Here is a 24,190-nt window from a genome sequence, read left to right on the forward strand (position 1 = left end):
AGACAGCCCTGGAGTGTTCTGTCAAGATAGGCAGTGTGAACGCTTCTTCCGCGGACTCGTCGGACTCTCCGGGCTCTCTGGGCTCAACCCTGCGCGCCCTTCGCCAGGCCACCGGCCGCACGGTCGCGTCGGTGGCCGCCGACGCCGGCCTCTCGGTGCCCTACATCGCGAACCTGGAGAACGACCGCGGCAACCCCACAGCCGGCGCGCTGACCCGGCTGGCCACGGCGCTGGGCACCACGCTGCGGATCGAGTTCGGCGCCCCGGCCCCGGCAGCTCCGGGGCCGGCCGCCCTGCCAGCGTCACTGGTCCGGTTGCGGCGCACCGAGCGGTTCCGGCGGGCGGTGGCCGAGCTCGACGCCGATCCGGGTGACGTGATCACGGCGTTGGCGGGGCTTGCGCGGGTGGTGGACGGCGGTGAGCAGGACTGGTGGCGGGTGCTGGATGCGCTGGTGCTGATTGCGCGCCATCCGGCGTGAGCGGGTGTCACCTCGCTCGACACAGCTCCCACTTCCCCAACACGACTCCAACAGCGCAGAATCGCCCCCAAGCCCAGGAGGGAGCACAGATGCCGAGGCTCAACGACGTCGGCGGCCAGACCACGTTCGGCCCCGTCGAGGAGGAACTGGACGAACCGCCGTTCCACCACGACTGGGAGGCCCACGTGCTCGCCATGAACCGGTCGCTGATCGGGCGCGGCATCTACAACCTCGACGAGTTCCGGGACGCGGTCGAGCGGACGATGTCGCACGAGTCGTCCTACTACGAGAACTGGTTCCGGGCGATCGGGACGTTGCTGCGGGAGAAGGGCCATGTCTGAGCGGCACAGGTCTGAGCGGTACGGGATGGGCGCGCGCGTCCGCACGTCCACAGTGGACCCGGACCACCACACGCGGCTGCCGCACTACGCGCGCGGCAAGCGGGGGACGGTGGTCGGCAGTGAGGGTGCGCACCCGTTGGCCGATGACCGGGCGCGGGGGTTGGACGTGCCGCCGCAGCCGGTGTACGCGGTGCGGTTCACGGCGCGGGAGTTGTTCGGGCACGGCGATCACACGGTGACGCTGTCCTTGTGGGAGGACTACCTCAGCGATGACTGACCATCACGACGACGCCCCGATCGCGGCGCAGGTGCGCGAGCTCGAAGCGCTGCTGGAGGAGAAGGGGTTGCTGGACGCGCGGGAGCTCGACCGCGCGTTGGAGGCGTTCACGGCGAACGCCTCGCCGGCCAACGGGTTCCGGGTGGTCGCCAGGGCGTGGGTCGACGAGGACTTCAAGGCGAGGCTGCTCGACGACGCCAACGCCGCCCTGCCGGCGATCGGCCTGTCCATGAGCAGTGGTCTTCAGGTGCAGGCGCTCAAGGTCGTCGAGAACACGCCGGACGTGCACAACGTGGTCGTCTGCACGCTGTGCTCGTGCTACCCGATCGCGCTGCTCGGGCCGTCGCCCACCTGGTACAAGAGCCCGGCCTACCGCTCGCGAGTCGTCACGCACCCGCGTGAGGTGCTCGCGCAGTTCGGGTTCGTCCCGCCCGACGACGTCGAGATCCGGGTGTGGGACGCGACCGCCGAGACGCGGTACCTCGTGCTGCCGCGGCGCCCTGCGGGTACCGAGCACCTCGGCGAGGACGAGCTGCGGGCGCTGGTCACGCGCAACGGCCTGATCGGCACCGCAGCCGTCTGAAGTCCGCTCTAGTGCGACACGGGCTCGACGCAGCTGCCCTCACCGGTGGTGCCCTGCACGAACAACCGGATCACGCCCGCCGACAGGTCGCCGTTCAGGCACGTGACCCGTTGTCCCGCCCTGGTCTCCATCGAGAAGAACACCAGCGTCGGCCGCTGTTCGACGTGGGGCCGGTGCTCGGCGAGCGCCTTGCGGACGGGAGCGGCGGACAGGTCTCCGGCTGCGCAGATCGGTTCGAGTGCCGGGAGGACCCGTTTGATCAGGTCGCGGCCGGCCTGCACCCCGTCGGCGGGCAGCGACTTGCGCTGCTTCCACCTGTTGTTCTCCGCGTTGTGCGGTGCGACGTCGGGGCCGACACCCGCGGTCGGCCCGTCGAGGGGCGCGGCGGGCGGCTGCTCGACGACCGGTTCCGGGATCTGCTCCTCGACCTTGCACGGCCCGGTCACCGCCACGGTCAGGCCGGGCGGGTCCGGCGGTGGTGTCGGCACGACCTCCACCGTCGGCGCGCACGCGGCGCAGCACAGCAGTCCGACCAGTGCCCCCAGCACTTTGCCCATGACCGCAGACTCTTGCACAAAACGCCGGCGCGCGCGTCCGATCGCCGCAAAGCAGTCCCCCGGCCCGCAACGCGAGGAGCCGCCCGGCCCCTGCGGCCGAGCGGCTCCGCGTCACCGCACCCGCGAGTGCGATGAGGCGATGACCACCGCGGCGGCGACGGTCACCAGGTTCTTGAGGACGTACTGGGCCTCGAACGTCGGCTGCACCGGTCCCGCCCACATCTCCGCGGGGAAGAGCACCAGCGGTGTCGACACCACGACGACGTGACCGACGAGCAGTGCCGCGCTCACGAGGGGAACGCGGAAGCTCAGCAGCACCAGCGCGATCGCGATCTCCGTGAGGGCGGCCGTCACCCTCGCGAGGTCCCCGTGGACGATCCCGAACGTCAGTGCGGACACCGTGCGTTCAACGAGGTCCTGTGCGGGACTGCCACCGGGGAAGAGCTTCAGCACGCCGAACCAGAGGTACACGATCCCCAGTCCGATGCGCAGCAGCGGTGTGCCGGCCTCACCCGCGAACCGGGTGAGCCTTTCCTCCGCGCTGTGCCGGCGGGTCATTCCTGGACGCAACATCGATCTCCCTCTCCTGTCTGGCTGCCACCACCCGGCCAGACAGGAGGAACGAGGGGGATCAGGCGCCGGCCGGCCCGGCGACCGGGTCGCCCAGCGGGTTCAGCAGGTCCGCCTTGCCCTCGAACGCGAACAGCAGCAGGTCGACCATCCGGAACGTCGAGCTGTCCGGTCCGAGCGTGGGCCGCCAGTACGGCGAGCGCACGATCGAGATCCGGCTGCCCTCGATGGCCCGGTGGAACACCTCGGCGGTGATGCGGCCTCCGACGGGTCCCAGCCGCCCGCTGTTCAGCTCCGCCTCGCGCAGCACGTAGAACCACAGCGGCGTCGCCTCGACGAGCTCCGCCTTCTGCTCGTCGGTCAGCGCGTCGAGCGACACGCCTCCCGGTCCGCCGGTCAGGAGCTGCTCGGCGGTGAGCGGTTCGACGCCCATGAGCCCGGCCATCTGCTGGCCGCTCGCGAGGTCCATCATGCCGGCGCGGGTCAGGTTCCGGAACGCGAGGTTGCGCTCGACGTCCCGGAACTGCGTGCCGCGGCCGCCGAACGTGCCCGCCGGCAGTGCGGTGAGCGGGTTGACCAGCAGCGTGTCGATCTCCTTCGCGACGTTGCCGCCACCGATCTCCGCGGGCGGCACCAGGTCGTCGCGCCCCGCCTCGGCGAAGTCGTAGAGCCGCCGGAAGTCCGCGATCCAGTTGCTGGGCAACGTGAAGATCGGGCCCCGGTTGACGTCGTCGAGGTCGGCGGGCGTCTGCGAGCTCGGGTCGAAGTTGCCCGCCACGCCGGTGAACGTGAACAGCGCGAACAGCGTCGCGATCCCGCCGGGACCGGTCGAGTTGAACACCCGGTTCCACTGGTAGGCGCCGCGGATCATGCTGTGCCCCAGCCGGTACGACGCGACCGAGAACTCGATCGGCATCGTCGGCGTGTTGTCGCGGCCGTGGCAGCGGCCGGGCACCTCGAAGAACCGGCGACCGTTGGTGAAGACGTCGTCCACGATCGCCGGGTCGACGATGCGCGGCAGGAAGTCCGTCTTCAGCATGTACTGGTAGTGCCGCACCACCAGCTCCTTGGCCGCGCGGAACAACCGCTCCCCGGTCAGGCCGGTGAGCGCGAGCTCGTCGACCACCCGGTTGTGGAAGCGGATGAACGCCAGGTGCGTCTGCGCCACCACCAGGTTCTCGTCGTTGCGCGCGTCCGGGATCAGCGGCAGCCGCCGGTCCGCCGCCGTGCCCGCGTCCCCGCCGCGGCGCGGCAGGTCGAAGCCCTCGAACGGCACGTTGGTGCCCTCGTCCGGGAACGGCACCGGCGTCGTGGTGCCGACCTTGAGCTTCACCCCGTCCTCGGCGTAGAACACCCGGTCGTCGCGGTCACGCGGCCCCCGCCCGTAGACCGAGTCGAGGTCGAGCGCCGGCGAGCGGCCCTGCAACAGCTCGTCCAGGTTGACCTCGCTGCCCAGCTGCGCCTCGGTGCGGTCCATCGTGAGGTCGTGGTCCACGAACTGCCCGAGGTAGGTGAACCCCGCCGGCACGGCCGGGTCCTCCGAGTCGGGCTGCGCCACGGCCGGGCCGGGCGCCATCGCGGTCGCGAGCGCCACCCGCAGCTCCTCGCTCGTCCCGGTGCCCTTGGGCCCCAGGCGCGAGAACCGGAACCGCCGCAGCTCCTCCGTCGTGGAGGGCCGGCGGGTGGTGGCCTCGCCGTTCTCGCCGAATTCCAGCACACCTTCGCCCACGACGAAGAAACTGTCGCGCGAATGCCTTTTCATGTCTCCCCCTGTGTTCCCCTGATCCAGGCGACCTGTTCTCCCCAACAAGCACCTGCCCCAACGCCAGTCTCCAGACGGTGGAAAACACCGTCGAAGCTTTCGAGGAAAACCAAAACGTCGTCACGCAGCGGATACGAGGCGGTCGGAATGACTTTTTTCGAAAAGATCTTCCGACGGCCGCGCCGGGCGACCTGGAATCTTTTCAGTGAATGGGGATTGGGAGCCCGCGGCACGGGGTACCCACCAGAATGCTCTCTGTCACGACCACGGCGTCGTCCGGTGTCTCCACGCTGCTCACGGTGGCCGGGGTGCTCGACAAGAACGGCGCGGAACGCCTGCTGTCCCGGCTCGACCGGCTCCTCGACCAGGGGCACCGGCGGCTGGTGCTGGACCTCGGCGGCGTCGAGTTCTGCGACTCCAGCGGCGTGAGCGCGCTCGTCCGCGGGCACGCGCGGGCGTCCTCGGCGGCGGGCGGGCTGCGGATCTCGGAGGCCTCGCCGCAGGTGCTGAAGGTGCTGGAGATCTCCGGTCTGGCGCGGATGTTCGGACTTCAGTCCACTGTGGACGAACAGGCGGCGGCCGTCCGGTCCTGACCGCCCGGCTGGCGGGCCGGGAGCGGACCGCGCACATCGGATCGGCCGGGATGCCATGATGGCGGGGTGGAGTCCACGCGCATCGACCGCTGGCTGTGGGCGGTCCGGCTGACGAAGACCCGTCCCGACGCCGCCGCCGCGTGCCGTGGCGGGCACGTGCGCATCAACGACAAGTCGGCCAAGCCCTCCACGGTCGTCGTGCCCGGTGACGAGGTGCGGGCCCGCGTGGGCGACCGGACGAAGATCGTCGAGGTCGTGCGGGTGATCCAGAAACGGGTCGGTGCCGCGGATGCCTCGACGTGCTTCATCGACCGCACGCCGCCTCCGCCGAAGGACGTGCCGGTGGTGGCGCAGCGCGAACGCGGTGCCGGGCGGCCGACGAAGCGTGAACGCCGGGTGCTCGACCGCTTCCGGTCACAGGGCTAGGCGCTCCACCGCGTCGGCGAGCTCGGTGAGCGCTGCGCCCAGCGGCAGGTCTACCCGCACGGTGGCGTACCGGTCGCCGCGGGTCTCGCCGCGGTTGATGATCGCGACCGGCAGCCCGGTTTCGGCTGCGCGGCGGACGAACCGCAGGCCCGACATCACGGTCAGCGAGGAACCCAGCACCAGCAGCGACTTCGCGACGGCGACGAGGTCGTAGCACTGCTCGACGCGCGGGCGCGGGACGTTCTCGCCGAAGAACACGACGTCCGGCTTGAGCACACCGCCGCACGCTGAGCAGTCGACGACCGCGAAGCCGCGCACCTGCTCCTCGGGCAGGAACACGTCGCCGTCGGGGTTGATCTCGGTCGTGGTGGCGGCGAAGTCCGGGTTCGCCTCGCGCAGCCGCCGGTCGAGCTCGGCGCGCGGCGACAGCAGGCCGCAGCCCAGGCAGACCACCCGGTCCAGGCCGCCGTGCAGCTCGACGACGTCGCGGGTGCCCGCCGCCTGGTGCAGGCCGTCGACGTTCTGGGTGATCACACCGGACAGCCGCTCGCCCAGCCGGGTCACGGCGCGGTGGCCCGCGTTGGGGTGGGCGCGGGCGATGGTGCGCCAGCCGACGTGGCTGCGCGCCCAGTAGCGCTGCCGGCCCGCGGCGCTGGTGGTGAACTCCTCGTAGGTCATCGGGGTGTGCCGGCGCAGGGAGCCGCCCTCGCCGCGGTAGTCGGGGATGCCGGACTCGGTCGACAGGCCCGCGCCGCTGAGCACCAGGACCCCGCCGCGTTCGACGAGACCCACGACCTCGGTGAGGTCGGAGGTGCGCGGCAACGGAGGGCCCGAAGGCGACCAGGTCAGCGTGGGCCGTGTCCGCACGTCACCAGCTTACGTGCCACTGGCGGAGCTCGGCCTCCGCTGCGGCCGTGTTGCCCGCCGACGGGGCCGTGACCAGCGCGAACTGCCGTCCGGGGCCGCCGGTGAGGAGCAGCTTGTCCCCGTTCACCGCGGCGTTCGCGGAGCTGACCACGAGCGGCGAGCGCAGCGACTCCGGCAGGTGCACCTCCGTCGGTGCGGGGCCGCCGGTCGAGTCCCAGACCAGGACCGCGAACGGCGCCGAGCCGACCAGCGCGCGCACGGCGGGCAACGGGATCTGCTGCCAGGTCTGGTGCACGCGGTCCTCGTAGGTGAACGCGAGCGTGGTGCCCGCGACGGCCTGCGGGTAGACGCGGTCCACGACCGCGCGGTCGACGGTGAACACCGGGGTGCCGGCCGCGTCGAGCCTGATCGCCGAGAAGTGCTCGTCGTTCATGGCGTCGCCCTCGGTCTTGACCTTGTCCGGGTTGTCGTTCATCAGCTCGTGGTGGCGGTCGTAGCCGGTGTCCCAGTGCCACTGGCTGCCCGAGACCACGGTGCCGCGCGGCGCCGACCACCACTGCGCGCCCGCCGCGGTCGAGTCGAGGGCCTGGTACATCGCCTTGAGCACCGAGGCGTTCTTGTCGGAGGTGAAGCCGGCGACCGGGTGCCCGAACTCCGACACGATGGCCGTGGTGCCGAGCGCCTGCGCGCGGGAGCGGATGGTGTTGAACGCCGAAACGTACTGACCGTCCGACGCCTTGCCGGGCATGAGGACGCCGGACTGCGCTTTGCCGTCGTAGAAGTGCGAGTTGAACACGAACCGCTCACCGAGGGCGGGCACGAGCGTGAGACCGCCGGGTTCGGCGAAGAAGTCGACGTTCTGGTTCCAGAACACGAGCGGTTCGACGAACGCCGCCTTGTGCGCCCAGCCCTCGGCGTCCATCTCCGCGCGGAACCGGCGGTAGAACGGCATCAGGAGGTCGCGCTCCCACGTCTGCGAGGTCTGGCCCTGGTCGTACCGGCCCGCGTACGGCTCGTTGAGCGGGTCGACGCCGGCGACGAGCTTGAACTCGGCGGCGGGCAACGCTTCCCGCACGTGTCGCAGCGCCTCGCCAGCGGCCGCGATGAACGAGTCCTGCACGCCGTTGCGGTTGTGCCAGAAGTCGTGGATGGCGGCGGTGACCGCGGTGTTGTTCTTCATGTTCTGCCCCCAGTGGAAGCAGAGGCCGCACGACTCCTGCGGGTACCCGCTCGCGGCCCACGCCGGTGCGCCGTCGCCGGTGTACCAGCTGCCGGGGTTGAACAGGTACCGCGAGTACAGGTCCTGGTGGAAGTCGAGGTAGACCCGGCGGTAACACGAGGACATCGCTGCTGGCGGCGATCGAGGCGCTGCGCGCCCGCGACGCCACACCGGCCGTGCGGATCGCGCTGGCAGAGGCCGAGTTCCGGCTGGCCGTCGCGGAGGACACCGAACCGGCGGAGGCGATCGACCGGCTGCGCGCCGCCATCGAGCAGGACCCGTTCTGCCCCAAGCTGTTCCTGCACCTCGGTCGGTTGTTGCACAGGTCCGGCGGCGCGGTGGCCGCAGTGCCCGAGTACCGCCACGCCATCCGCCTGGCACCGAACAGCCGCCGGGCGCACCTGCTGCTCGCGCTGGCACTGCTGGACATCGGGAAGCACACCCGTGAGCTCGGCGACCGGGTGCTCGCGGGCCTGAACAGCGGCAGCCCGCAGGACCTGAAGGCCGCCGTCGCCGAGGTGGACTCGTGGCTGGAGGACCAGGGCACCCCCGGCGGTGACCGGAAGTCCCGCCGTCCCGCCCCCAACCGCGGCGTGCAGGGCGCGCCGGCCGCCTGGCGGGTCGCGCTGCACGAGCAGATCACCCGTGGCAAGACGCAGGCGAGCCAGCTTTCCGCCCTCCTGCAGGCGGGACTGCTGCGCGTGGGCGAAGCCGGTGAGGTCGGCGAGTACGCCACCGCGTGCGCGTTGCTGCTGGCGAACGGCCAGAAACCGCGTTCGGTCCGGGAGTTCGCCAAGCCCGTCATGGCCGGGCACTCGGACCACCCGGCGGTCAGGATGCTCGCCGCGGCACTGGACCTCGCCGAGGCGGGCGGTCCGGCGGCGTTCGTCACGACGGCGGCCGAGCACGTCGAGAACGGCACGCTGCCACTGGAACTGGTGTGCTGCCTGCATCTGGACCGGTACGGACCGGACCACCACAGCTCTGCCGTCGAGGCGCTCGCACTGCTGGACACCTACCCGCGGGCGCTTCGGGACTCCGACGGCTTCGACGAGCTGAGGCTGGCCGTGCTGGACGGGCACGCGCGCAAGGCGTGGGCGGCCGAACGGTTCGACGAGGCCAGGTTGCTGTGGCAGGAGGCAGGCTCGATCGACAGGTTCCGCGTCCCGGTGGCGCTCAACCTCGCGTTGCTGGCCGCCAAGACGAAGTCGGAACAGGACTACGGCCCGGCCTGGGACCGGGCGAGCGAGCTGCTCTACCTGCACGCGGCCGGCGCCGGCGACGTCCAGCTGCTGCTGGAGGAGCGCCGGTCGTTGCACTCCGCCCTGACCCAGCAGGCCCACCAGCGGCACTGCGAGCGCACCGGACTCAGGGACACACCGAGTGCCGAGGAGATCACGGCGTGGATGGCCGATCCGGACGCGCTGACCGAATGGCTGCACCAGTGGGACCTCCACTACGTCAACGCACGCCTCGGTTTCCGGTCACCGGCCCACCTGCTCGGGGTTCCCGCCGACGCCGGCCAGGAGGACCACGTGGCGGCCGAGGAGGCGTTCGTCAAGCACCTGCGGCTGGCCTTGAGCGGGCGGGACTGGGCCGGTGTCGGCGTTTTCGCGACCCTGGCCGCCGGGCAGGCCCGGCGCGCCCGCCTGTCGATCGGCGAGACCAGAGACGCCTACTACGAGCCGGAGCGCCAGGAGGCACGGTCGCTGGCCGAGCTGGCGTTGCGCCGCGGGCTGATCCTGCGGGAGATGATGAAGGAGCTGCACAGGAGACCGTCCGGTGCGCAGCTCCGGATGGGCTACGAGCTGGCACGCCGGCAGCTGGTGCTGCCCTGGCGGGCGCTGCGGCCGATCTGCGTCGCGATCGGTGCGATCGCCGACGACTTCGACCTCGTCCGGATGTTCGAACAGGACCTCGTCGCGCTGGCGACCTACTGGGACACCCCGAAGCCGCGCACCGACGAGGAGTCGGCCGATCGGTTGTCCCTCTTGGACGGTTGCGTCGAGGTGGTGCCGCACGACCTGACGCTGCGGTTGATGCGGTGCCTGGCGCTGCGCGCCGTGAACCGGCATGACGACGCGTACGCGGCCGCGGTGGCAGCACTGGAGCTCCCGCCACCGCAGGACGAGGACGACAACCGGCAGGCGACGGTCGACGAGCTGGTCGCCCTGGTCGACCTCATCGGCATGGAGGGCATCCCGCGGAGCCTGCCGAGCCGGGAGGCGGCGATCGCGGCGGCCCGGCGGGAGCTGGAACGGTTCCCGCGCTGCGGGCAGCTGCGGCGGGAGCTGGTGAAGCAGCTGTCGGCGACGGGCCGCGTGGCGGAGACGAACGAGGCGATCGCCCTGCTGAGCGAGGGCATCGAGCTGGCGCTGAGCGCGGGGCAACGGGCCGACTTCACCGAGCGGCTCGTGGCGCTGGAGCCGGTGGCGGCGGCCGCGCCGGTCCGCGCGTCGCTCCGGCAGCTGGTGGAGCCCGCCCAGGAGGCGGCCAGTGCCGCGATCGCCGAGTACGTGCGCGACACCGGCGACGAGACGAGGAAGTCGGCGCTGACGGCCGTGCGCGTGGCCGTCGACAAGGTGACCGAAGGGCTGCGGATCGCGGAGCAGGCGGGGCTCGACGCGGAACGCGCGTCACTGGACAAGGCCCTCGCCAGGCTGCGGGAGATGGCGGCCCGGCTGGCAGGCGAGCCGGAAGACGCTGGGAGATGACGATGTTCATGATCGACCTCGGGGGTGACTCCCACTACTCGCGGCTGGGGGTGTCACCGGACGCCTCCGCAGAAGAGATCCGGCAGGCCAGGGACCGGTTGATCCGCGAGCTGCGGGAACGGGTGCGCCGCGAACCGGGGCGCAAGGACGAGCTCACCGAACGGCAACAGCAGATCAACGGTGTCGCGGACGTGCTGGTCCGTCCGGCGAAGCGGCAGCAGTACGACAGGGGGCACGAGCACCTGCGGTTCTTCACGATCCGCTCCGCGGCCGCGCCGGTGTTCACCAGCCAGGCGGACCGGATCGACGTGCTGCACCGGGTGATCAGCGCTCATCTGCGAGCGGCCGGAGTCGAGCTCCGTCCGCTGTCCGATGTGGACCGCAGCGACTTCGCGGCCGACGTGACCCCGAACACCCTCCTCGACGACCTGATCGGACAGTGCTGATGGACACGGCGCCGGACACCGACCGCACGACCGAACCGGAGCTCAAGACCGACCCGGAACCCACGACGGCCCCAGAGCTCACGACGGCCCCGGAGCACACGACGGACCACACCGCTGACCCGCCGGCCGGCACCGACCCCGCTGTCGAGCGGCTGGACCGGATCGGGGCGTTGCTGGAGGAGGTCGTCGACGACAACACCGCCGTCACGACGTCGATGAACCAGCTCGGCCAGGCCCAGCGCGCGCTGGGCGCCGACGTGCGGCGGGAGCTCGGCGAGCTGCGCCGGGACCTCGCGGCCGGCCTCGCCTACCGCACCCTCAAGGACCTGTGCGTCGAGCTGATCGGCCCGCTGGGCGCGATGGAGGCGATGCTGGACAAGGCCGACTTCACCGACACCGAGGCCGTGTCCGGGCACGTGCGCAGTCTCGTGATCACGTTGCACGGGGTGCTGAGCCGGATGGGTGCGGAGCGCATCGCCGTCTCGCTCGGCGAGGAGGCGTTCAACCCCAACCGGCACCGCTGCGTCAGCCTGGTGGCGCCGGACGAGTCGCCGTTCCCGGACGCCCCGCCCCGCACCGTCGTGCGCGTGCTCGAAGACGGCTACCTGCTCGATCAACGCCTGCTCACGCCCGTCGCGGTGGAGGTGCAGGCCGACCGTCCCGCCGCCGGTACCGAGCCGGAAACCGGCACGACCACGGACACCGACACCGACACCGCAGAGGCATAGGAGAGTCATGCCATTCCACAAGGTCATCGGGATCGACCTGGGCACCACCTACTCCGCGGTGTCCATCTACGACGGCAAGGACACCGTCGTCATCGAGAGCGCGCTCGGCACGAAGACGGTGCCGAGCGTCGTGGGGCTCGACCCGGAGGGTCAGGTGATCGTCGGGGCGCCCGCGCAGAACAACCTGGCCAGCGACCCGGAGAACACCGTCATCGAGGTCAAGCGCGACATGGGCGCGTACCTCAGGGAGCCGACCGGGCCGGAGGACTCCGGCGAGCCCAAGCGGGTCCGGTTCCGCGGCAGGGACTACCTGCCGCAGGAGATCTCCGCGTTCATCCTGATGGAGCTCAAGCGGCAGGCCGAGGAGTTCGTCGGCGAGCCGATCCACGACGCCGTGATCACGGTGCCCGCGTACTTCCGCGAACCCCAGCGCGGCGCGACCGAGGACGCGGCCAGGATGGCCAGGCTGAACGTGCGCCGGCTGGTGAACGAGCCGACCTCCGCCGCGGTGTGCTTCGGCGCGGACAAGATCGAGGACGACCAGACCCACACCTACGCGGTGTACGACCTCGGCGGCGGCACGTTCGACGTGTCGATCATCCAGGTCAGCCCCGGCAACATCAGCGTCGTCGGCACCGGCGGCGACCCCCGGCTGGGCGGCGGCGACTTCGACGACCTCATCACCGGCTACGTGCTCAACCACATCAAGGAGAAGCACGGCACCGACCTCTCCGGCGACCGCGCGATCTGGCAGCGGGTGAAGCGGGAGGCGGAGATGCGCAAGCGCGAGCTGTCGGTCGCCAACGCCGCGACGCTCAACCTGCCGTTCCTCACCAAGGACCTGTCGGTGAACGTGCCGCTGACCAGGACCGTGTTCGAGTCGCTGATCAAGGACCTGCTCGACCGCTCGCTCACCTGCCTCGACGAGGCGATCGAGTCGGCGCGGGAGAGCAACGGCATCGAGCGCGACGAGATCGAGCAGGTGCTGCTGGTCGGCGGGTCCACCAGGATCGCGTGCATCCGCGGGATGCTCGCCGAGCACCTGGGCCTGGAGCTCAAGGACATCCGATCCGACATCAGCCCTGACGAGGTGGTCGCCCGCGGCGCGGGCATGGTCGCGCGGGACTACCCCGCCGCCGACGGTTACGAGGGCGCCGACATCGAGATGGCCCCGGTGGAGGACGAGAACGGCCTGGTGATCGGCGGGGCCTCGCCGGAGGGCGGGATGATCGTCCTGCAGGACGTCACCAGCCACACCCTGGGCATCCTGGCGAACAAGACGGACTTCGTGCCGATCCTGCCCAAGGACAGCCGGATTCCCGGCAGCGAGACGAAGGACCACTTCACCAACTCCGGTCCCGGCAAGCTGCTGATGGTCCGCATCTTCCAGGGCGAGAACCCGGTCGCCTACGAGAACGACCTGATCGGCAAGCTGCCCATCGAACTGCCCGAGTCGCGGGAACAGGGCTACTACAGGTTCGCCGTGACGTTCTCGATCGACGAGAGCGGGCTGCTGGCCGTCGGCGTGCGGAACCTGAACGACAACCGGTTGTGGGAAACCAAGCTGCAGTGCGACGTGCGGGCCACCCGCGAGCAGATCGAGAAGAGCGCGGCGCACCTGAAGGAAGCGATGGCCGGTCATCAGGGCGCCGGGCTGCCGGAACCGCCCGGTGGCACCGAGGTCGTGCCGGACGGGCTGCCGAAACCCCCTGGGGCACCAGGGGACCAGAGCGACGCCGCGGCGCTGCCCCCGCCGCCGGACGACACCCCGGCCGAGTTCAAGAGCGTGGTGAGGCGGTCGTACAAGCTGATCCCGCAGCTGCCGGAGGCGCGGCGGGCGGAGCTCACGTCGGCGTACCTGGCGTTCGTGATCGCCGTGCGCAACGGCTCCGCTGAGCTGGAGGACCTCGGCGACCAGCTCAGCGACGTCTTCTACCGGTACAGGTAACCGTGCAGGGACCACCGGGGGTCGAGATGGTGGCCGCGGTCGGCAGCACCGGCCGCGGCACCCTGTGGCGCGCGAGCAGGCGGCAGCCGGACGACCGGATCGTGCGCATCGTCGAGCCGCGGTTCGCCGACGGCGTCTTCCGGCAGGCCGTCGCCGCGCTCGCCAGGCGGCAGCCGGCCGGGATGGTCGCGATCATCGGGCACGACTGGACCCCCGACGGCTGCTACTACCTCGAGTACGCCACCGGTGACGCCTGGCTGACGCTGGCCGAGCGGCTGGCCGGGCTCGCGGACTGGCAGGACCGGGTGGTGCTGCTGGAACGGGTCTGCTCGCTGTTCTCCCGCTGGCAGCGCAGCCCGGTGCACCCGCTCGGGCTGAGCCTGCACGACATCGTGGTGGTGGCGGAGGACGACCGCTGGCTGCCGTGGTTGTTGCCCTGCCCGGAGATCACCCCGGCCACGCCGTGCGACCTGTTCGGAGTGGACACCCCTGCGGTCGCGGCGCTGGCCCCGGAGATCGTGCGCGGGCTGCGGCCGGACCACCGGGCGGTGGACTGCTACGCCCTCGGCACGGTGGTGGCGCAGGCTTTGTGCGACGACGACGTGCCGTCGTCCGTCGCCGCCGAGGACCAGGTCGAGGCACAGGCGCGCGGCATGCTGTGGCCCGCGCTGCGGTCCCGGACGCGGATACCGAGCGCGCTGGCCGCCGTTCAGGAGGGCGAGGACCTGTTCCGCGCGGTCGAGCACTACCGCCACGCCGTGCCGAGCGCCCGGCCAGCGGACGCGGAGGAGCTGCGGTCGGCGCTGGCGGCGCTGGCGGATCCGGTGTCGATCGCGACCCGGCTCCGCGACACCGATCCGCTGCTCGCGCTGGACGTCCTGCGGTGGGTGCGGGAGGACGGCGGAGCCGCGCACGTCCGCGCGGGCCTGCTCGGGGCGGAGATCGCCGCCGGCCGCGGTGACGACGAGACGGCCCTGCGCCACCTGAACGGGGTGGTCCGGTCCGCGCCGTACCGGTTCGACCTGCGCCGCCGCCGGTACGAGGCCGCGTGGCGGGTGTTCGCGGCACGACCGGCGGATCGCGCGCTGGGCGAGGTGCTCCTGGACGACATCGCCCTGCTCAAGCAGACGAACCCCGAGGACGACGACTCCGCGCTGCACCAGCGGGCCGCCGAGGTGCACCTGCTGCTCGGCGATCCGGGCGCGGCCGCACGGGAGCTCTTCACCGTGCTCGCCCGTGACCCGGGTGACCTCGACGCGCTGGTGGCGTACTGCCGCTGCTGGCTCGAACTGGGCGATGTCCAGAACGCCAGGCGGACCGGGGCCGAGGCACGGCGGCGCATCGAGCGCATGGTCGACACACAGCTGCTCACGTCAGGGGAGGCACAGCAGTGGTACGAGCGGTTCGCCCGGCTGTTGTCCTGATCATCGCGGTCGTGGCCGTGCTGGTCGCGGCACCGGCCCACGGCGCTCCACAGGACCCCGTGATCGTCCTGCCCAGCGGCACCGTGCTGCCGCCCGGCCGCCACCAGGCCAGGATCGACACGGGATCAGGGGTCGTGACGGCCGAGGTCGTCGTGCCCGGTGCTCCCGCGGCCGGCACGACCCAGCCCGCTGTCCCCAGTGGACAGCCGACGACGAACGGTTCGGCCGCGCCTTCGTCGGCCACCACCGGCCAACCGGCCGCGTCGTCATCCGGGTCGTCGTCGTCCGAATCGTCATCGGGGTTCTGGACGACATTGCTCGCGGTTCTCGCCGTCGTCCTGCTGCTGATCGGTGTCCTGGTCGGCTACCGCAGGCTGGTCGCGCCGCGCCGCCAGGTCCGCGAGTACCGCGACGCGGTGGGCATGGTCAAGCGCGGCGACCACGTGAAGGCGTTGCCCGCGCTCGAACGGCTCGAACACCGGCTGCCGGAGAAGCACCGGGCCGAGGCCGGGTTCTTCGCCGCCTTCGCACTGGTCAAGGCCGGCCTTCCGGAGGAGGCGGAGTACCGGCTGGCCGCGCTGCACCGGGAGAACCCCCGTGACGTCGACGTCGCGTACCTGCTGGCCTACCTGCGGGTGCAACGCCAAGATCACGACGGCGCGGAGCCGTTGCTGGAGGCGATCGAGGCGGCGGGCGGGATGGGCGAACCGCGGGCGCGCCGGCTCTACGGCATCGTGGAGTTCCACCGTGCGCTGGCGGCGTTGCGCGACGGCCGGGTCGACGCCGCGGCCATGTTGTTCCAGAAGGTGGAGAGGCTCGGCGACTTCGCCGACCGGGTGCCTGCCGACCTGCGCAACCAGCACGCCGTGCTGGGCGCGCAGGCGTTGTTCGACCGGGACCTGGTCGTGGCTCGCGGCCAGTTCGAGGACCTGGCGCGGGCGGCAGCGGACGCGGACCCCGACCGGCGGGAGTCGATGCTGGCGTCGGCGAAGATCGGCCTGGCGCTGGCGGCGTGGCTGGAGCACACGGTGGCGTCGACGGGCCAGGTGGACGAGTTGCTGGAGAGCGCGGCGAAGCACCTCGACCCGGACGCGGAGACCGAGCGGGAGTGGAGTTGCGTTCCCGACGACGAGAGCGTCACGGAGCGACTGGCCGCACTGGTCGCCCGCCAGGGCAGGGCGGCCGAGATCACCGAACGCGACATCACGTTGCGCGCCGTCCACCTGCTGCGCGCCGCTGCCGTGCTGCGCCTCTGGGCGGCGGGCAAACGCACGCGCGAGGGGGACGCCAAGCGGCTGACCGAGGTGCTCGGCCGGCTGGCGTGCGCCCGCGAGTACGACCCGGAGCTCGGTGACCCGTACCTGGTCGCCGGTCTGCTCAAGTGCTACCTGGCGACGACGGCGCGGGAACGCGACGACGGGGTCGCCCTGCTGCGGCACGCCCAGCGACTGGGCGTGCGGGAACCGGAGGTCGTGCGCATCCTCAACGAGGAGGCCCGCCGGGGCCAGGCCCGCAGGGACGCGGCCGACCGGTACCTGCAGGTGCTCGACCAGTTCATCGAGGACCCGTCGGTCCGCCACGAGGTCCGGGTCAGCCTGCTCGAACGGTTGTCGCGGTTCAGCAAGGTGCGTTCGCTGGACCGCCGGCCGGAACTGGCCAAGGCGCGCACCGTGGCGCCGACGGTGGACGAGATGAACAGCCGCACCGAGCTGCTGCGGGAACGGGTGAGCCAGCTGATGAGCGCCCAGAGCGGCAACGAGAACCTGACCGCTGCCCAGCAGCTGGTGCACAACCTGGAGGACGACAGCCGGGTGCTGGCGGAGCAGGCGCATTCCGTGGAGGCGAAGGAAGCGGACCTGCTGGTGCTCATCGGGGACTGGCTGCTCGGCGACGACGAGAGGTGACCTGATGGCGAGAAAGCACATCTCCCCCGCCGACTGCCTGGACGAGCTGCCGGAGCCGGAGCTGGAGTTCACCGACGAGGCCATGGGCGACTCGATGCGGCGGATCGAGCTGCGCCGCTCGATCCTCGCGATCGCCGAGCTGGACCACCCCGCGGAGACGGCGCTCGTGACCGCGGTGGCGAAGAACCGCAAGGAAGGCAAGGCGAAGCGACGTGGATGACAACGGCGTGGACCACGGTGAAGACGCCGGTCTCGCCTTCCAGCCAGGCGAGGACTCGGACCTGAGCTTCGTCAGGAAGACGGCCGAAGCGTTCGAGCCACTCGATCTCGGCCGCCGAGGCGCGTTCGCACCGGAGCCCGAGATCGGCCGGAAGACCCGTCTCGGTGAGATCGGCGACCGGTTCGAGCCGACCGGCGACGGCCTGTGGATCGACGCGGACGACGACCGGTTGCGCGACGACCTGGCAAAGCTCGAGGAGCACCAGGCCGACCTGAGGCTGCGCGCCCTGCTGACCAACGCGGACCGCGCGCTGCGGGCCGGCCGTGCCGGCGAGGCGTGGGAGCACGTCGAGGCGGCGTTGCGGATCGCGCCCGCCAACGTGGCCGCACTCCTGCTCGGTGCCCGCTGCCACGACGCGCTCGAAGCGTTCGACAGCGCGCTCGACCTGCTGGCGACGGCACGGCAGCACGCCACCGACGCCGACGAGGTGACCGTCCTGCTGCGCCTGCGGGACGGCTGCCGGCTCAGGCTGACCAAACACGTCACCGTCCGCGCGGACGAGCTCCTGCGCGAGGGCCGCACGCCGGAGGCGGTCGAGTACACCGGGCAGCGACGGGCCAAGCACCCGGACGTGCTCGGACTGCACTACGTCCACGGTTCGGTGCTGCTCATCGCCGACCGGCCCGCACAGGCACGCGAGGTGGTCGAGGCGGCGCTGGCCACCGCACCGGACAGCGAGATGTTCGCCGAGCTGCACCGGGTGATCCTGTCCAGGCTGTGCAAACCCCAGGTGGACCGCGCCTGCCGGTCGTTGCGGGCCGGTCAGCCCAAGGCCGCCATCGAACACCTCGAAGTCTGCGGCGACGCACTGCACAGCGAGCCCATGCACGAGTGGCTGTGGTCCTACGCGCACGAGCGGTACGCGAAGAAGGTGCCGATCATCGGCTGGCGCCGCGCACGCCGCGCGAACGTCGTGCCGCTGGACGCGGACAGCCTCCAGGAGGTGCTCGGGCGGCTGCTGACCGAGGAGTTCACCGAGGTGATGAAGGCCTTCGAGCGCGGCGACTTCGAGGCCGCCGGCGAACACTGCGAACGCGCCGAGGCCATCGACGGGCGCTACGGCACCATCGCCTACCTGCACGCCACAGCCGAGGCCCTCGCGGCCGACAAGGCACTCAGGACGATCAACCTGCGCACGCTGACGATCGCCGAACGACATCTGTCCGCAGCCGCGCGGATCGCGCCGAAGATGGCCTTCGACCCCGAGCTGACCGCCCAGCGCGACAAACTGACGGCCAGGATCGACAGCGAGCTCGCCGAAGTGGCCCGGCTCAAGAGGTTCATCACCTGCGTGTCCCGGTTCAACGACCTGATGTCGCGCTACGAACATCAGAGCATCACGAGCCGCTACGAGCTCCAGAACGTCCGGAGCGAGCTGATCTCGATCCGGAAGGCGGCCCACAGGTCCAGGCAGGAGCACCCGCCGAACTCCCCCGCCCAGCAAACACTGGACCGGGTGATCATCGCGGTCGACTCCAACCTGCGGTCGTTGCCGACCTGACGAAGCAAAATCGCCCATTCGCGGACGACCTCGCTCGACGTGGGCCAAAAAAGGAACCAGCGGGCTGGTTCAGACCGCCGGACGCCAGGATTTGAACCTGCGGCCCCTCGCCCTCAGGACGATCTGCGCCGACCGGCAAAAACAGCGAACACGCACGCCCGACATGCGGCACAAGCTGGGGCAAACCGAACAAGCACGACGACAAAGGAATGTTCGGCAGCAAGCCCTGCAAATGCGCACAAACAAGTGGGTGTGAATAAGTTAGTCCTTGTTAACGGTCGGTTCGCAACCGATCCTTGCCGTGCTCCGTAAACACATTCACCTCGACGAACGTCCGGCTCTCCCTGCAACCGCAGAGCCGGGCCGTTCGCCCTGCAACGAGGAGAACGATGCAAGCGAGACGTAGTTTTGTGCTGGCCGCGGCCGGGTCACTGGCCGTCGCCGTGCTCACCCAGACAGGTGCGCACGCGGCCCCGCAGCCCCAACCCGGCCAGACCGCTGAGGCGCTGGCGGTGGACGCGGCCGCGAGCCTCGTCGACAGCCGGCCCAGCCAGCTGCACGCCAGCGCGAGCGACCAGTTCGTGCGGCACAACGTCATCTCGTCCACCAACGGCCTCAAGTACGTCCCCTACGACCGGACCTACAAGGGCATGCCGGTGGTCGGCGGTGACTTCGTCGTCGTCACCAACTCGACCGGGCAGGTGCTGCACACCTCGGTCGGCCAGAGTTCCACGATCGACCTGGCGAACACGACCCCGGCCGTCACCAAGGCGCAGGCCGAGAAGACCGCGCGGACCGCCCTGTCCACTGTGGATGGTGTCGGCGCGCCCGAGCAGGTCGTCTACGCGCTCGACTCCACGCCGAAGCTCGCTTGGAAGGTCTCGGTCACCGGCCGGGGCTCCGAGGGCCCGAGCAAGCTCGACGTGGTCGTGGACGCGACGACCGGCCAGGTGCTGCACACGCAGGAGCACGTCCTGCACGGCACCGGCAACAGCGGGTGGAACGGTCCCTCCGTCCCCCTCGCCACCACGCAGTCCGGGTCGACGTACTCCCTGAAGGACCCGAACCTCACCAACGTCAGCTGCCAGGACGCGGCGAACAACACCACGTTCACGAAGTCCTCCGACTCGTGGGGCAACGGCAACGCGACCAACCGCGAGACCGGCTGCACCGACGTGCTGTTCGCAGCGCAGACCGAGTCGAAGATGCTCACGCAGTGGCTGGGCCGCAACGGTTTCGACGGCAACGGCGGTGGCTGGCCGATGCGCGTCGGCCTGAACGACCAGAACGCCTACTACGACGGCAGCCAGGTCCAGATCGGCAAGAACACCAACGGGCAGTGGATCGGCTCGCTCGACGTCGTGGCGCACGAGCTCGGTCACGGCATCGACGACCACACGCCGGGTGGCATCTCCGGTGCGGGCACGCAGGAGTTCGTCGCGGACGTCTTCGGCGCCACCACCGAGTGGTTCGCCAACGAGCCGTCGCCCTACGACACGCCTGACTTCCTGGTCGGCGAGACGATCAACCTCGTCGGCAGCGGCCCGATCCGCAACATGTACAACCCGAGCGCCATCGGCCACGCGAACTGCTACAGCAGCTCGATCCCGAACACCGAGGTGCACGCGGCGGCCGGGCCCGGCAACCACTGGTTCTACCTGCTGTCGCAGGGCACGAACCCGACCAACGGCCAGCCGACCAGCTCGACGTGCAACAACACCTCGATCACGGGTCTCGGCGTCGAGAAGGCCGTCAAGATCTTCTACAACGCCATGCTGCTCAAGACCTCCGGCAGCTCGTACCCCAGGTACCGCACGTGGACGCTGACCGCGGCGAAGAACCTCTACCCCGGCAGCTGCGCGGAGTTCAACACCGTCAAGGCCGCCTGGGACGCGATCAGCGTGCCCGCGCAGACGGCCGACCCGACGTGCAGCGCGACCGGCACGGTCACCGTCAGCAACCCCGGCAACCAGTCCAGCACCGTCGGCACCGCGGTGAGCCTGCCGCTGTCGGCGAGCGGCGGCACCGCGCCGTACACGTGGTCGGCCACCGGCCTGCCCGCCGGCCTGTCCATCAACTCCGGCACCGGCACCATCTCCGGCACGCCGACCACCGCGGCCACGTCGAACGTCACGGTGACCGCCACGGACAGCGCGAACAAGAGCGGCACCGCGTCGTTCAGCTGGACCGTCGGCACGGGCGGCGGCAACTGCTCCGGCCAGAAGCTCGCCAACCCTGGCTTCGAGTCCGGCAACACCTCCTGGACGGCGACCTCCGGTGTCATCGGCCAGCACGGCAGCAACGGTGAGCCCGCGCGGTCCGGCACCTGGTCGTCGTGGCTGAACGGCTACGGCTCGTCGCACACCGACTCGCTGACCCAGTCGGTGACGATCCCGGCCGGCTGCAAGGCGACCCTCACGTTCTACCTGCACATCGACACCAACGAGACCGGCAGCACCGTGTACGACAAGCTGACGGTCACGGCCGGGAGCACCACCCTCGGCACGTTCTCGAACGCCAACGCGGCCTCCGGCTACGTGCTGAAGACGTTCAACCTGTCCTCGTTCGCGGGTCAGACCGTGTCGGTGAAGTTCAACGGCACTGAAGACGCCTCCCAGCAGACCTCGTTCGTCATCGACGACACGGCGGTCACGCTCAGCTGACGCGTGGTGCGGTTGCCGGCGCTGGAACATCAGCCCGGCAACCGCACACCCGTTTTGCGGTGGTGGGGAGCGGTCCACAAGCCGTGGACGGTCGCTTGGTCATCGCCGATGTCGACGGGCGATTGGAGAAGTCACCGGCCTCCGCCCGCGGACTGAAGCGTGCACTCGGCAGGGGGTGCCAGGGGTAGCCCCTGCCGAGACACGTTGCGAGATTCGTGGCATGAGCTCAGCTATCACCTCAAATGCTTGGTTGCGGCGGTTCCGGCCGCGGGACAGCGCCCCCGTGCGCCTGGTCTGCCTTCCGCACGCCGGAGGTTCGGCGACCTACTTCCTGCCCGTGGCAGCGGCGCTGGATCCCTCGGTGGACGTCCTGGCGGTCCAGTACCCCGGCCGCCAGGACCGGCGTACCGAGCCGTTCGTGCGCACCATCGACGAGCTCGCCGAGCTCGTCACCGAGCAGTTGAGCGGCTGGACGGACCGCCCGCTGGCGTTGTTCGGGCACAGCATGGGCGCGACGCTCGGCTTCGAGGTCGCGCGCAGGCTGGAGCGGGCGGGCACGGTTCCGGTGGCGTTGTTCGTCTCGGGCAGGCGGGCGCCCTCGTGCTTCCGCGACGAGCGCGTCCACCAGGAGGACGACGAGCAGCTGCTGGCCGATGTGCGCGCGCTCAGCGGCACCGACGCACGGCTCTTCGGCGACGAGGAGATCATGCGGATGGTGCTGCCCGCGCTGCGCGCCGACTACGAGGCGGCGGAGACCTACCGGTACGAGCCGGGAGAGCCTCTGCGGGCACCCGTCGTCAGCCTGGTCGGAGACGCCGACTCCAAGGTGACCGTGGACGAGGCGCGCGCGTGGGATCGGCACACGAGCGGGGAGTTCGACTTCCACGTGTACCCCGGCGGGCACTTCTTCCTCGACGAGCACGCCACCGCGGTGATCGGCATGATCAAGCGGCGGCTGCTCGGCTGAACGAGCTCAGGTGTTGAGGTAGGCCAGCACCGCGAGCACCCGGCGATTGGTGTCCCCGGTCGCCGGGAGCACCAGCTTCGTGAAGATGCTGGAGATGTGCTTCGCCACGGCGCCTTCGGTGACCGCGAGGTGCTGGGCGATCGAGGTGTTCGAGCGGCCCTCCGCCATCAGCTCGAGGATCTCGCGCTCGCGGGCGGTGAGCGCGGCCAGCGGTTCGTCCTTGGAGTGGCTGACCATCAGCTGTGCCACCACTGTGGGGTCCATGGCGGTTCCGCCGCCGGCGACCCTGCGCACCGCGTCGATGAACTGCACGTCGTCGAGGACACTGTCCTTGAGCAGATAGCCGATCCCTCCCTTGCCGTCGCTGAGCAGCTCCCGTGCGTACATCTGCTCCACGTGCTGCGACAGCACGAGGATCGGCAGCCCGGAGTGTTCACGCCGCACCCGCAGCGCGGCTTGCAGGCCCTCGGTGGTGAAGGTGGGGGGCAGGCGCACGTCCACGATCGCCACGTCCGGCCGATGCCGGGCGACGGCGGTCACGAAGTCGGCGCCGTTGTCGACCGCCTCCAGCACCGTGCACCCGTGCACCTCCAGCAGTTGAACAATGCCTTGTCTCAGGAGGAAGAGGTCCTCGGCGAGAACAACGCGCACGGCACCTCCATCTTTGTTCTCGTGGGACCGCCGGGCGGGCTGTCCAGGTCGAAACTTCCGTCGAACGCGGCAAGTCTGCGCCGGATCCCACCGAGTCCGCCCTCCTCGGTGAGGACCGCGCCGCCACGGCCGTCATCGGTGACCGTGACGTGGAACGTGCCCTCGTCGTACCCGCCGACGATGTCCACGTGGCGCGCATCGGAGTGCTTGAGCACGTTCGCCAGCAGCTCCGAGATCGAGAAGTACACCGCCGACTCCACCGGGTCGGGCAGCTTCCCCGGCAGGTCGAACGTCACCTCGACGGCCAGCGGACTGGCCAGCCCGAGCGCGCGCACGGCGTCGGCGAGGCCACGTTCGGCGAGCACCGGGGGGTGGATACCGCGCACCAGGTCGCGGAGCTCCCGCAGCGCCTGCACGGACGACGCACGGGCCTCGCGCAGCACCTGCCGCGCTTTCTCGGCGTCGTTGTTGCCGACGTGGCGGTCGGCCACGCCGAGCTGCAGGCCGAGGCTCACCAGCCGGGCCTGCACGCCGTCGTGCAGATCGCGCTCGATCCGCCGCAGCTCCGCCGCCTGGGTGTCCAGCGCGCCGGAACGCGTCTCGGCGAGGTGCCGCACGCGGGAGGCGAGCCGGCTCCGCTCGGTGGGGCCGAGCAGCAAGCGGACGAAGTGCGCATAGCCCGTGACGATCCACGGCGACAGCGTCAGCCACACCACGAACCCCACGACCGCGAGGCCCGCCACGGCCGCCGCGGAGCCCCAGCTGCCGACCTGGAAGAAGGCGTACCAGGTCGGAGAACCGTCCTCGGCCAAGGGAATCCAGAGGCCGCTCGCGAGCACGAGCCCGTGACCGACGTAGTAGAGCAGCGCCGCGGGCAGCACGGCCACGAGGCCGGCCACGCAGTTCAGCAGCAGCCACAGCAGGTCGCGCCAGGTCGCCGGGTCGGCGAGGATCCACTTGCAGCGGCGCGTCCAGCCGACGATGTCGCGCTCCACCTGCTCCGGCTGCGGGCGGTACGGGCGCTCGACCGGCACTCCGAGCCGGGTGGCCGCGCGGCGGTTGAGGTCGCACAACCACCGCACGGCCGCGGTCAGGTGCGGCAGCACGACGAAGCCGATGCCGATCAGGCACAGGATGGTGAAGTACGTCGTCGAGATGAACAGGACGATCGAGAGCAGCGCGCCGGCTCCGGCGGCCGCACCGATCGCGGTGTGCAGGACGGCACGGCGGAGCCAGGGGCGCCAGGAGGCCGCGATCGTGTGCACCCGAACATGATCCCATTCCCCGAGT

At 70.8% G+C, this 24,190-nt stretch carries 23 protein-coding genes; 16 read left to right on the plus strand and 7 right to left on the minus strand.

What is annotated here, in order from left to right:
• Positions 1-35: 35 nt before the first annotated feature.
• From AB0A63_RS34510 to AB0A63_RS34525, 4 genes are all read left to right on the plus strand, one after another.
• Positions 36-479: a helix-turn-helix transcriptional regulator gene (locus AB0A63_RS34510; RefSeq protein WP_360398742.1), complete on the plus strand. Its 444-nt coding sequence runs from the start codon at positions 36-38 to the stop codon at positions 477-479.
• Positions 480-568: 89 nt separating this feature from the next.
• Positions 569-820: a hypothetical protein gene (locus AB0A63_RS34515; protein ID WP_360398745.1), complete on the plus strand. Its 252-nt coding sequence runs from the start codon at positions 569-571 to the stop codon at positions 818-820.
• Positions 813-1,097, plus strand: a complete 285-nt coding sequence (locus AB0A63_RS34520; RefSeq protein WP_360398748.1) for an SH3-like domain-containing protein — start codon at positions 813-815, stop codon at positions 1,095-1,097. Before AB0A63_RS34515 ends, AB0A63_RS34520 begins: the two co-directional genes overlap by 8 nt.
• Positions 1,090-1,680: a nitrile hydratase subunit alpha gene (locus tag AB0A63_RS34525; RefSeq protein WP_360398751.1), complete on the plus strand. Its 591-nt coding sequence runs from the start codon at positions 1,090-1,092 to the stop codon at positions 1,678-1,680. Before AB0A63_RS34520 ends, AB0A63_RS34525 begins: the two co-directional genes overlap by 8 nt.
• A gap of 8 nt (positions 1,681-1,688) precedes the next feature.
• Here the strand turns inward: AB0A63_RS34525 and AB0A63_RS34530 are convergent, their stop codons facing one another.
• The 3 genes from AB0A63_RS34530 to AB0A63_RS34540 all read right to left on the minus strand — a co-directional run bounded on the left by AB0A63_RS34530 (position 1,689) and on the right by AB0A63_RS34540 (position 4,569).
• Positions 1,689-2,237 (minus strand): hypothetical protein, encoded by a 549-nt coding sequence (locus AB0A63_RS34530; RefSeq protein WP_360398754.1) that lies wholly within the window; start codon positions 2,235-2,237, stop codon positions 1,689-1,691.
• A gap of 111 nt (positions 2,238-2,348) precedes the next feature.
• Positions 2,349-2,810 carry a hypothetical protein gene (locus AB0A63_RS34535; protein WP_360398757.1) on the minus strand — a complete coding sequence of 154 codons (462 nt, stop codon included), beginning with the start codon at positions 2,808-2,810 and terminating at the stop codon, positions 2,349-2,351.
• Between the two features lie 58 nt (positions 2,811-2,868).
• Positions 2,869-4,569 (minus strand): heme peroxidase family protein, encoded by a 1,701-nt coding sequence (locus AB0A63_RS34540; protein WP_360398760.1) that lies wholly within the window; start codon positions 4,567-4,569, stop codon positions 2,869-2,871.
• 248 nt (positions 4,570-4,817) lie between these two features.
• On the opposite strand from AB0A63_RS34540, the gene AB0A63_RS34545 reads away from it, so the two are divergent.
• Together AB0A63_RS34545 and AB0A63_RS34550 are read left to right on the plus strand one after the other, a co-directional pair.
• Positions 4,818-5,162, plus strand: a complete 345-nt coding sequence (locus tag AB0A63_RS34545) for an STAS domain-containing protein (RefSeq protein WP_360398763.1) — start codon at positions 4,818-4,820, stop codon at positions 5,160-5,162.
• A gap of 66 nt (positions 5,163-5,228) precedes the next feature.
• A complete protein-coding gene (locus AB0A63_RS34550; RefSeq protein WP_360398766.1) occupies positions 5,229-5,588 on the plus strand; it encodes an RNA-binding S4 domain-containing protein in 360 nt (119 codons plus the stop codon).
• On the opposite strand, the gene AB0A63_RS34555 is transcribed toward AB0A63_RS34550, so the two are convergent.
• On the minus strand, positions 5,577-6,455 hold the full coding sequence (locus tag AB0A63_RS34555) for an NAD-dependent protein deacetylase (protein WP_360398769.1): 879 nt from the start codon (positions 6,453-6,455) through the stop codon (positions 5,577-5,579). The two genes, AB0A63_RS34550 and AB0A63_RS34555, sit on opposite strands and share 12 nt — an antisense overlap.
• 1 nt (position 6,456) lies before the next feature.
• Entirely contained in the window at positions 6,457-7,800 is a 1,344-nt protein-coding gene (locus AB0A63_RS34560) for an endoglycosylceramidase (RefSeq protein WP_360398772.1), read from the minus strand.
• 50 nt (positions 7,801-7,850) lie between these two features.
• Between AB0A63_RS34560 and AB0A63_RS34565 the strand changes: the two genes are divergently transcribed.
• The 10 genes from AB0A63_RS34565 to AB0A63_RS34610 all read left to right on the plus strand — a co-directional run bounded on the left by AB0A63_RS34565 (position 7,851) and on the right by AB0A63_RS34610 (position 22,249).
• Complete coding sequence (locus AB0A63_RS34565; protein ID WP_360398775.1) at positions 7,851-10,388, plus strand: hypothetical protein; 2,538 nt, start codon at positions 7,851-7,853, stop codon at positions 10,386-10,388.
• Positions 10,385-10,834: a DnaJ domain-containing protein gene (locus tag AB0A63_RS34570; RefSeq protein WP_360398778.1), complete on the plus strand. Its 450-nt coding sequence runs from the start codon at positions 10,385-10,387 to the stop codon at positions 10,832-10,834. Before AB0A63_RS34565 ends, AB0A63_RS34570 begins: the two co-directional genes overlap by 4 nt.
• Complete coding sequence (grpE, locus tag AB0A63_RS34575; protein ID WP_360398781.1) at positions 10,834-11,562, plus strand: nucleotide exchange factor GrpE; 729 nt, start codon at positions 10,834-10,836, stop codon at positions 11,560-11,562. The genes AB0A63_RS34570 and grpE overlap by 1 nt, the downstream gene beginning before the upstream one ends.
• Before the next feature lie 7 nt (positions 11,563-11,569).
• The gene (locus AB0A63_RS34580; RefSeq protein WP_360398784.1) at positions 11,570-13,510 is read left to right on the plus strand and encodes an Hsp70 family protein; all 1,941 of its coding nucleotides are present in this window, start codon (positions 11,570-11,572) and stop codon (positions 13,508-13,510) included.
• 2 nt (positions 13,511-13,512) lie between these two features.
• A complete protein-coding gene (locus AB0A63_RS34585; protein WP_360398787.1) occupies positions 13,513-14,934 on the plus strand; it encodes a tetratricopeptide repeat protein in 1,422 nt (473 codons plus the stop codon).
• Positions 14,901-16,838 (plus strand): hypothetical protein, encoded by a 1,938-nt coding sequence (locus AB0A63_RS34590; protein ID WP_360398790.1) that lies wholly within the window; start codon positions 14,901-14,903, stop codon positions 16,836-16,838. Before AB0A63_RS34585 ends, AB0A63_RS34590 begins: the two co-directional genes overlap by 34 nt.
• A gap of 4 nt (positions 16,839-16,842) precedes the next feature.
• Positions 16,843-17,058, plus strand: a complete 216-nt coding sequence (locus AB0A63_RS34595) for a hypothetical protein (RefSeq protein ID WP_360398793.1) — start codon at positions 16,843-16,845, stop codon at positions 17,056-17,058.
• A gap of 7 nt (positions 17,059-17,065) precedes the next feature.
• Entirely contained in the window at positions 17,066-18,619 is a 1,554-nt protein-coding gene (locus tag AB0A63_RS34600) for a tetratricopeptide repeat protein (RefSeq protein WP_360398796.1), read from the plus strand.
• Positions 18,620-19,008: 389 nt separating this feature from the next.
• Positions 19,009-21,282 (plus strand): M4 family metallopeptidase, encoded by a 2,274-nt coding sequence (locus tag AB0A63_RS34605; RefSeq protein ID WP_360398799.1) that lies wholly within the window; start codon positions 19,009-19,011, stop codon positions 21,280-21,282.
• 220 nt (positions 21,283-21,502) lie between these two features.
• Positions 21,503-22,249: an alpha/beta fold hydrolase gene (locus AB0A63_RS34610; protein ID WP_360398801.1), complete on the plus strand. Its 747-nt coding sequence runs from the start codon at positions 21,503-21,505 to the stop codon at positions 22,247-22,249.
• A gap of 6 nt (positions 22,250-22,255) precedes the next feature.
• On the opposite strand, the gene AB0A63_RS34615 is transcribed toward AB0A63_RS34610, so the two are convergent.
• Both AB0A63_RS34615 and AB0A63_RS34620 read right to left on the minus strand, forming a co-directional pair.
• Positions 22,256-22,900, minus strand: coding sequence for a response regulator transcription factor (locus AB0A63_RS34615; RefSeq protein ID WP_360398804.1), 645 nt, complete (start codon positions 22,898-22,900; stop codon positions 22,256-22,258).
• Positions 22,864-24,165 (minus strand): sensor histidine kinase, encoded by a 1,302-nt coding sequence (locus tag AB0A63_RS34620; protein WP_360398807.1) that lies wholly within the window; start codon positions 24,163-24,165, stop codon positions 22,864-22,866. Before AB0A63_RS34620 ends, AB0A63_RS34615 begins: the two co-directional genes overlap by 37 nt.
• Between the last annotated feature and the right edge of the window lie 25 nt (positions 24,166-24,190).

Source organism: Lentzea sp. NPDC042327, from assembly GCF_040647275.1.
Lineage (GTDB): Bacteria > Actinomycetota > Actinomycetes > Mycobacteriales > Pseudonocardiaceae > Lentzea.

Bases quoted from the DNA above. Each gene is read 5' to 3' on its own strand.
- AB0A63_RS34515 (WP_360398745.1), top strand. From the start codon at position 569: ATGCCGAGGCTCAACGACGTCGGCGGCCAGACCACGTTCGGCCCCGTC.
- AB0A63_RS34520 (WP_360398748.1), top strand. From the start codon at position 813: ATGTCTGAGCGGCACAGGTCTGAGCGGTACGGGATGGGCGCGCGCGTC.
- AB0A63_RS34525 (WP_360398751.1), top strand. From the start codon at position 1,090: ATGACTGACCATCACGACGACGCCCCGATCGCGGCGCAGGTGCGCGAG.
- AB0A63_RS34530 (WP_360398754.1), bottom strand. From the start codon at position 2,237: ATGGGCAAAGTGCTGGGGGCACTGGTCGGACTGCTGTGCTGCGCCGCG.
- AB0A63_RS34535 (WP_360398757.1), bottom strand. From the start codon at position 2,810: ATGTTGCGTCCAGGAATGACCCGCCGGCACAGCGCGGAGGAAAGGCTC.
- AB0A63_RS34540 (WP_360398760.1), bottom strand. From the start codon at position 4,569: ATGAAAAGGCATTCGCGCGACAGTTTCTTCGTCGTGGGCGAAGGTGTG.
- AB0A63_RS34545 (WP_360398763.1), top strand. From the start codon at position 4,818: ATGCTCTCTGTCACGACCACGGCGTCGTCCGGTGTCTCCACGCTGCTC.
- AB0A63_RS34560 (WP_360398772.1), bottom strand. From the start codon at position 7,800: ATGTCCTCGTGTTACCGCCGGGTCTACCTCGACTTCCACCAGGACCTG.
- AB0A63_RS34570 (WP_360398778.1), top strand. From the start codon at position 10,385: ATGACGATGTTCATGATCGACCTCGGGGGTGACTCCCACTACTCGCGG.
- grpE (WP_360398781.1), top strand. From the start codon at position 10,834: ATGGACACGGCGCCGGACACCGACCGCACGACCGAACCGGAGCTCAAG.
- AB0A63_RS34580 (WP_360398784.1), top strand. From the start codon at position 11,570: ATGCCATTCCACAAGGTCATCGGGATCGACCTGGGCACCACCTACTCC.
- AB0A63_RS34595 (WP_360398793.1), top strand. From the start codon at position 16,843: ATGGCGAGAAAGCACATCTCCCCCGCCGACTGCCTGGACGAGCTGCCG.
- AB0A63_RS34605 (WP_360398799.1), top strand. From the start codon at position 19,009: ATGCAAGCGAGACGTAGTTTTGTGCTGGCCGCGGCCGGGTCACTGGCC.
- AB0A63_RS34610 (WP_360398801.1), top strand. From the start codon at position 21,503: ATGAGCTCAGCTATCACCTCAAATGCTTGGTTGCGGCGGTTCCGGCCG.